General features: G+C 65.8%; 5 protein-coding genes. 2 read left to right on the plus strand and 3 right to left on the minus strand.

Features of this window, described 5'->3' with window-relative positions:
- Nucleotides 1-113 precede the first annotated feature (113 nt).
- The gene (locus tag ACLP25_RS20600) at nt 114-1,646 is read right to left on the minus strand and encodes a sugar ABC transporter ATP-binding protein (protein ID WP_442471018.1); all 1,533 of its coding nucleotides are present in this window, start codon (nt 1,644-1,646) and stop codon (nt 114-116) included.
- On the minus strand, nt 1,643-2,449 hold the full coding sequence (locus tag ACLP25_RS20605) for a DeoR/GlpR family DNA-binding transcription regulator (RefSeq protein WP_442471019.1): 807 nt from the start codon (nt 2,447-2,449) through the stop codon (nt 1,643-1,645). The genes ACLP25_RS20600 and ACLP25_RS20605 overlap by 4 nt, the downstream gene beginning before the upstream one ends.
- A 185-nt stretch (nt 2,450-2,634) precedes the next feature.
- Here ACLP25_RS20605 and ACLP25_RS20610 point away from each other — a divergent pair, with 185 nt between their 5' ends.
- On the plus strand, nt 2,635-4,740 hold the full coding sequence (locus ACLP25_RS20610; RefSeq protein WP_442471020.1) for a bifunctional rhamnulose-1-phosphate aldolase/short-chain dehydrogenase: 2,106 nt from the start codon (nt 2,635-2,637) through the stop codon (nt 4,738-4,740).
- Nucleotides 4,741-4,891: 151 nt separating this feature from the next.
- Nucleotides 4,892-6,184: an L-rhamnose catabolism isomerase gene (gene rhaI / locus ACLP25_RS20615; protein ID WP_442471021.1), complete on the plus strand. Its 1,293-nt coding sequence runs from the start codon at nt 4,892-4,894 to the stop codon at nt 6,182-6,184.
- Nucleotides 6,185-6,298: 114 nt separating this feature from the next.
- Here rhaI and ACLP25_RS20620 read toward each other — a convergent pair whose 3' ends face one another.
- Nucleotides 6,299-7,603: a rhamnosyltransferase WsaF family glycosyltransferase gene (locus ACLP25_RS20620; RefSeq protein WP_442471022.1), complete on the minus strand. Its 1,305-nt coding sequence runs from the start codon at nt 7,601-7,603 to the stop codon at nt 6,299-6,301.
- Nucleotides 7,604-7,647 lie beyond the last annotated feature (44 nt).

A 7,647-nucleotide genomic window follows, 5' to 3' on the forward strand; every position in this document is an offset into this window, starting at 1 on the left:
CTCCGGCGGAAGGCGACGGCGTCCAGCGACGGGCGTCTCGGCGGTCGCGGGCGGCGAGGCGGAGGAAATGTCGGTGGCCAGGGTTTTTGTTCCTGAGCCTGCGGCTCGCGCCGCTACTGCGACGCACGCTCCATCGTTGCGTCAGAGCCCATCATCGCCGCGCCGACCGCCTCCGAGGTCGCATGCTCACGGTCGAACTCGGCGACGAGCCGCCCTTCGCGCATGACGAGCACGCGGTCGCTCATGCCGAGCACCTCGGGCAGCTCGCTCGAGATCATCAGGATTGCGACGCCCTCCCCGGCAAGCTCGCACATCAGGCGATGAATCTCCGCCTTGGCGCCGACGTCGATGCCGCGCGTCGGCTCATCGAGGATGAGCAGCTTCGGATTGTTGGCGAGCCACTTGCCCAGCACGATCTTCTGCTGGTTTCCGCCGGAGAGCCGTCCGGCGACCTCGTCGACGGAGCTCGTCTTGACGCTGAAGCGCTGCACGCCCGCCTCCGCCATCCGGCGCTCCGCGGCGCGGTCGATGAATCCCAGGCGCGAGAGCGCGCCGAGCGCCGCGAGCGAGAAATTGTGCAGGACGCTCATCGGTCGCACGAGGCCCTGCACACCGCGGTCCTCGGGCACATAGGCGATCCCGCGGGCGCGCGCGCGCTCCGGCGAATCAATTTGCACGGCCTTTCCGGCGAGCTGGATGTCCCCATGCTCCGCCGGCGTGATGCCGAACAGGACCTGCGCCAGCTCGCTGCGGCCGGACCCCACGAGCCCGGCGAGGCCGACGATCTCGCCGGCGCGCACGGTCAGGCTCACGTCCTTGGTCATCGGATGGCAGACGAGGCCACGCGCCTCGAGCACCGGGCCGCCGATCGGGACCGCGAACTTGGGAAAAAGGTTTTCGATCCGGCGCCCGACCATCATCTGGACGAGTTCGGCGGCGTTGGTGTCCGCCACCTGACGCGACCCGACATAGGCGCCGTCGCGCAGCACCGTGACGCGGTCGGCGATCTCGAACAGTTCGTCCAGCCGGTGGCTGATATAGACAATCCCGACCCCGCGCGCCTTGAGGCGGCCCACGATGTCGAACAGCCGCGTCACGTCGCCCTCCGTGAGCGCCGCAGTCGGCTCGTCCATGATGAGGATGCGCGCGTCGTGCGACAGCGCGCGCAGGATCTCGACCCGCTGGCGGTGGCCGACCGAAAGCGCGCCAACGATCTGATCGGCGGCGAGGTCGTTGATTTCGAGCGAGGCAAGCAACGCCTCGGCCTTCGCGCGCATGACGCGCCAGTCGATCCGGCCGCCGCCCGCCCGCGGCGCGTGGCCGAGAAAGATGTTCTCCGCCACCGTCAATTCGGGGAAAAGCAGGAGCTCCTGATAGATCGTCGCGACGCCGGCGCGCTTGGCGTCCTCGGGCGAGGCGAAGCGCGTCGCGCGACCGTCGATCAGGATCTCGCCGGCGTCCGGCTGGTAGACCCCGGAGACGATCTTGATCAGGGTCGACTTGCCGGCGCCGTTCTCGCCGAGCAGGGCGTGCACCTCGCCCGCCCGGACGTCGAACGATACGCCGGTGAGCGCGCGAACGCCGGGAAACGTCTTTTCGACGTTGCGCACGTCGAGGAGCGGCGCGGTCGATGGGGCGGCGCTCATGCGGCCTCCGTCGACTGGGCGTCGGGTTCGACCACGATCGTCTCCACGCCTGCATCCCTGAGCATGGCGAGAGCGTCCGGAGGCGCCGCGGAATCGGTAATGAGCGTCTGAATGCGGGCAAGCGGACACACGACGAGGCTGCCGCGCGGACCGAACTTCGAAGCATCGGCGAGAACGACCAGCCGATCGGCGCGCTTAAGCAGCTTGGTCTCGGCGCGGGCGATCAGTGGATCGCCTTCGATCACTCCGAGAGGCCCGACCGCCATCGCGCTCATGAACATGATCCGGGCCGAATAATGCTGGATCGCGTCGTCGTCGAACGGCGCGACGATCAGCTTCTGGTCACGATACACCTCCCCTCCGGGAAGAGCGACGCGGTTATTCGTCTCGTGGATTAGGAATTCGGCGAGCGGATAGGAGTTGGTCAGGATCTTCAGCCGCGTGCCGCGCAGGAACTCCGACATCTGATAGGTCGTCGTGCCGCCGTTGATGATCACGACGTCGCCTTCCGCGCACATCTCGACGGCCTTCCGGGCGATGGCCCGCTTGGCCGCGATATTGACCGTACGGCTCGAATCGAAAGAGCGGGTTGCGAGCGGGGACACAGCCTTGGAGAACGCGCCATCCAGCGCCTGGATCCCGCCGTGCAGACGTTCGGCCAAGCCAGCGCCCGCAAGGCGCACGGCGTCGCGCCGCGCCGAGGCCGCGGAGACGCCGGTTGCCGCCATGATGTCGGCGATCGACAGGAACCCGCGCTCCGCCAGAAGGTTTCGGACGATTTCGGCGCGCTGATGCTCGCGCATGGTTCCTTGCCGTTCCCTCGATCGGTCCTTGATTGCGCGCTACGCTGCCATTCGCCCTCGGTGCTGTCAATCGAATTTGAGCGAATTTGCTCATCGCAGCGCACAATGCAGCGATGGGATTGACGGGTTGTGATTGCATGCGTAGTCTTTGGTCAAAATCGCTCGACAATCGAGAGGAACGACCCATGAGCGGCCCTGCCTCCGGCCTCTATGCGCCCCTACCCGACCTCTGGGACGATGCGCACGCTACCAAGCTCGACGAGCCCGACCTGCTGCTCTACCGATCGAATTTGCTCGGAAGCGACCTCCGGATCACCAACTTCGGCGGGGGCAATACTTCGGCGAAGATCGACGGGTCGGATCCGTTGACGGGCGAAACAGTCAAGGTGCTGTGGGTCAAGGGTTCGGGCGGCGACATCGGGTCGATGAAGCTCAACGGCTTCTCGACCCTCTATCTCGACAAGCTCCTCGATTTGAGAGCCATCTATCGCGGCCTGGAGCACGAGGACGAAATGGTTGCGCTTTTCAACCACTGCACATTCAACCTCAATCCGCGCGCGACCTCGATCGACACGCCCCTGCACGGCTTCATTCCGCACGCCCATGTCGACCACGTCCACGCCGACGCGGTGATCGCGATCGCAGCAAGCGCCAACGCCAAGGCTCTGACCCGAGAGGTGTATGGCGATGAGATGGGATTTCTGCCGTGGCAGCGGCCCGGCTTCGATCTGGGCCTGAAGCTCGGCGACCTCGCTGCGGCGAACCCGAAGCTGAAAGGCGTCGTGCTCGGTGGCCATGGCCTCTTCACCTGGGGCCCGACGTCGAAGGCCTGCTACAAGACGACGCTCGCCATGATCAACAAGGCGTCGGCCTGGCTCGCCGCGAACAGCAAGGGCGCGGCGTTCGGCGGCGCGGCGGTCGAGGCGCTCCCGCCCGAAGAACGGCGGACGGTCGCTGCGAAACTCCTGCCGGCGATGCGCAAGCGCATCTCGGCGATGGAGCTCAAGGTCGGCCATTTCACCGACGCGCCCGAGGTGCTCGAATTCGTCAATTCGCGCGACCTCAAACCCCTCGCCGCGCTCGGCACGTCCTGCCCGGACCATTTCCTGCGCACCAAGATCCGGCCGCTGGTCCTGGCGTACGAGCCGGCGGCAAATAATCTTGACGGGGTCATCGCGTCGCTCGACGGAAGCCTCGAAGCCTACCGCGCGGACTACGCCGCCTACTACGAACGCTGCAAGCGCCCGAACTCGCCGGCGATGCGCGATCCGAACGCGGTCGTCACTCTCGTGCCCGGCGTCGGCATGCTGTCCTTCGCCAAGGACAAGGCGACGGCGCGCATCGCGGCCGAATTCTACGTCAATGCGATCAACGTCATGCGAGGCGCGTCGAGCGTCAGCCGATATGTCGGGCTTGACGAACAGGAGGCGTTCGACATCGAATACTGGCTGCTCGAGGAGGCGAAGCTCCAGCGTATGCCTAAAGCCAGGGCGCTCGCCGGCCGCGTCGCGCTGATCACCGGGGGGGCCGGCGGCATCGGGCGCGCAATGGCAGCCAGACTGATGTCCGAAGGCGCCTGCGTCGCGCTAGCCGACATCGATCGGGCAAGTCTCGACGACACGGTCGCCGAGTTCCGCAAGAGCTTCGGCCGTGACGCGGCCATCGGCGCGGTCGCGGACGTGACCGACGAGAGCGCTGTGGCGGCCGCCGTGCGCGACACGGTCCTCGCCTTCGGCGGGATCGACATCGTCGTCGCCAACGCCGGCATCGCCTCGGCCGCGCCGTTCGAGGACACGTCGCTCGAACTGTGGAACCGCAACATCGCCATTCTCGCGACCGGCTATTTCCTTGCCGCGCGCGAAGGCTATCGGGTCATGAAGGACCAGGGCCTCGGCGGCAGCATCGTGTTCATCGCCTCGAAGAACGCGCTCGCCGCATCGCCGGGCGCCGCGGCCTATTGCACGGCGAAGGCGGCGGAGGTGCACCTCGCCCGCTGCATCGCGCTCGAAGGCGCGCCGTTCGGCATCCGCGCCAATACGGTCAATCCGGACGCCGTACTGCGCGGCTCGAAGATCTGGCGGGGCGAGTGGCGCGCCCAGCGCGCCGCCTCCAACAAGGTCTCCGAGAGCGAGCTCGAAGAGGTCTATCGCCAGCGGTCGCTGCTGAAGCGGTCCGTCTATCCCGAGGACATCGCCGAGGCGGCCTATTATTTCGCCTCGGACCTGTCGGCCAAGAGCACCGGCAATATCCTCAACGTCGACGCCGGCAACGCAGTCAGCTTTGCGCGGTAGGCGGAACGAATGCAGGTCCGACTTATGTCCGTCATTGCAAGCGCGACGAAACAATCCAGTAGGTCGAGGGGCGCCTTACAGCCGGTGGATTGTTTCGTCGTTTCTCTCCCTGCAATGACGATGGCCGAGGGAACGGGCCGGAGGAGAAAACATGTCATACCGAATCCCTGACTCGCTGATCGCCGAGGAGAACGCCAAGCGCGCGCCCGCGCTCGAGGACGACTACGCCGCGCTCGGTAGGCAGCTCGAGCGGCGCGGTCTCGACATCGAGGCGATCACCGCCAAGGTCGCCGCTTTCGCCGTCGCGGTTCCGACCTGGGGCGTCGGAACCGGGGGCACGCGCTTCGCCCGCTTTCCCGGCCCCGGCGAGCCGCGCAACGTGTTCGACAAGCTCGAGGACTGCGCAACGATCCACCAACTCACCCGCGCGACGCCGACCTGCTCGCCCCATATCCCCTGGGACAAGGTCAGCGACACCAAAGAACTCGGGGAGCATGCGAAGGCGCTCGGCGTCGGATTCGACGCGGTCAACTCCAACACCTTTCAGGACCAGCCCGGGCAGAAACTCTCATACAAGTTCGGCTCGCTGACCCATGCGACGAAGGCCGTGCGCGACCAGGCGGTGGCGCACAACATCGAGTGCATCGCAATCGGCGAGAAACTCGGCTCGAAGGCGCTGACCGTGTGGATCGCCGACGGCTCGAACTTCCCCGGCCAGTCGAACCTCGACCACGTGTTCGACTGGTATATCGAGTCGCTGTCCCAGATCTATGCGAGCCTGCCCGCCGACTGGCGCGTGTTCCTCGAGCACAAGCTCTACGAGCCGGCCTTCTACTCGACGGTAATCGCCGACTGGGGTTCGAGCTTGATGGCCGCCCAGACCTTGGGTCCGAAGGCGTTCTGCCTCGTCGACCTTGGCCATCATGCGCCGAACGTCAACATCGAGCAGATCGTGGCGCGCCTCATCCGCGCCGGCCGGCTGGCCGGCTTCCACTTCAACGATTCGAAATACGGCGACGACGATCTCGACGCCGGCTCAATCGACCCGTTCCGGCTGTTCCGTGTGTTCAACGAACTCGTGGACGCGGCCGAGCGCAAGGCGCCGGGTTTCGACCCGGCCTACATGCTCGACCAGTCGCACAACGTGACCGACCCGATCGAGAGCCTGATGGTTTCGGCGATCGAGGTCCAGCGCGCCTACGCCCAGGCGCTCGCGGTCGACCGCGCGGCGCTCGGGGCGGCGCAGGACGCGAGCGACGTTATGCTGGCGCACAGGCTCCTCAAGGCCGGCTTCCAGGCCGACGTGTCGCCGATCCTCGCGGAATCCCGGCGCCGGAATGGCGGCGCCATCGATCCGGTCGCGACCTACCGCGCCTCCGGCTACCGGTCGCGGAAGGCCGAAGAGCGGCCAGACACCGCGGGATCGTCCTCGGGCATCGTCTGACGCCGGGCGAGATCCGCCGTACGGCGGCGACAAGGCCGTCGGACGCCATGTGGGCCGCAAGCTCCGAGTGCGCAGCTACGGGAAAACGACGGCCCTCGGCAGTTGCCGGTGAAGTCACTTCGCGCCCGGCGTTCGGGCGAGGACAAGCCCGTCGCGCCCGAAGGCCGGGTTTAAGCTAAGCTGAGGGCGCGAGATGGCGCGCCTGCTTGGCGGGGTCAGGGGCGTCTTCGCGAAGCGCCTGGACCAGGTCCGGCAGGAACGGATAGGCGTCGTCCGAGAGTAGTCGGGCAGCATGGATCGGCTCCGCCAACCGCCCCGCGGATCGGCGACGACAGCCGCGCACTGGCGGGCAAGGGCGTTGGCTATGGTTTTGGGAAGCACATCGCCGATGGACAGGATGTTTTCATGGGCCTTGGAGAGATCCTTGCACGTATATGTATTGGTGACGGTGCGTACGCCGAAATGAGCCATTTCGACCGGCGGGTAGCTCGGATGGGGCGAAGCCATCAGCGATAGACCGACGCCGGCGGATTCGAGTTTGTGAGCGTAATGTTCAAGTGAGAGCTTGCCAAGCGGGACGAGGCGCTTTCCGGCGCCGAGGTCGATCGAGTTGTGGCTGCCCCCGGCGGATTCCAGACTCCAGTCCCGATATTCTGGGAAGTCATGGACGAAAGCCTTGAGGCCGGCGACGACGGAGGAAAAGCAGTTGCGCCGAATTCCAGGACGTCCATAGACGAGAATCGTCTTTTGTTTCGGCGCATTAGCACTGCTACGGGCGCGCTTCATACTTTTCGACAGTCGCAGCGGGATGACGAACTCGCGTTCGAAGGCGTGCCCTTGCGCTCGAAAATAACGATGCAACTCCTCAGAATTTACGATGCCAAAGGTGCGTTGCGTGCCGTCCAACGCGGCGCGCGCCGTCATGTGGGTCGACGACATGTCATAGAAGGCGGGTTCGTATTCCTGGAGGATGTAGAGCAGCGGCCGGGGTCTGGGGGTTGGGAAGCGCGAGGCCTGCTGCGAAAGGAGGCCGCGCAGGTTCAGCGCGACCCACCAGTTGAAAGCAAAGAATAAATCCTTTCCGCGCACCGAAAGCGGTTGAGTGCTCGCGCTTCGGGAGATGACTTCGATTTCGTCAGATTTGAATGCGTAGCGGCTGGCCACGCTCTTGAGGTAGGAAAGGTCGGTCGGATCGCGGAATTCATCGACAATCAGGCGGGGGCGCATGTCGAGCGCCCGAGCGCTGGCGAAGAGGAGATCGACGCCTGTCGCCACGCCGCCGAAAATTGCCGTCGACGACAGGGTGGGAAGGACAAGGCTGAGGCGGCCTTCCGGCGCCGGATCAGGAATCAGCTCGTAATCATGTAGGACGATTTGCTCCGGTGGCGGACCGTCGAATTTGGCGCGCGCGGCGTTGATTGTGTCACGGGCGGCGCGCGGGGCGAAGCGCCTGAGGTTTTCCC

The sequence above is a fragment of the Roseiarcus sp. genome (assembly GCF_052145395.1).
Lineage (GTDB): Bacteria > Pseudomonadota > Alphaproteobacteria > Rhizobiales > Beijerinckiaceae > Roseiarcus.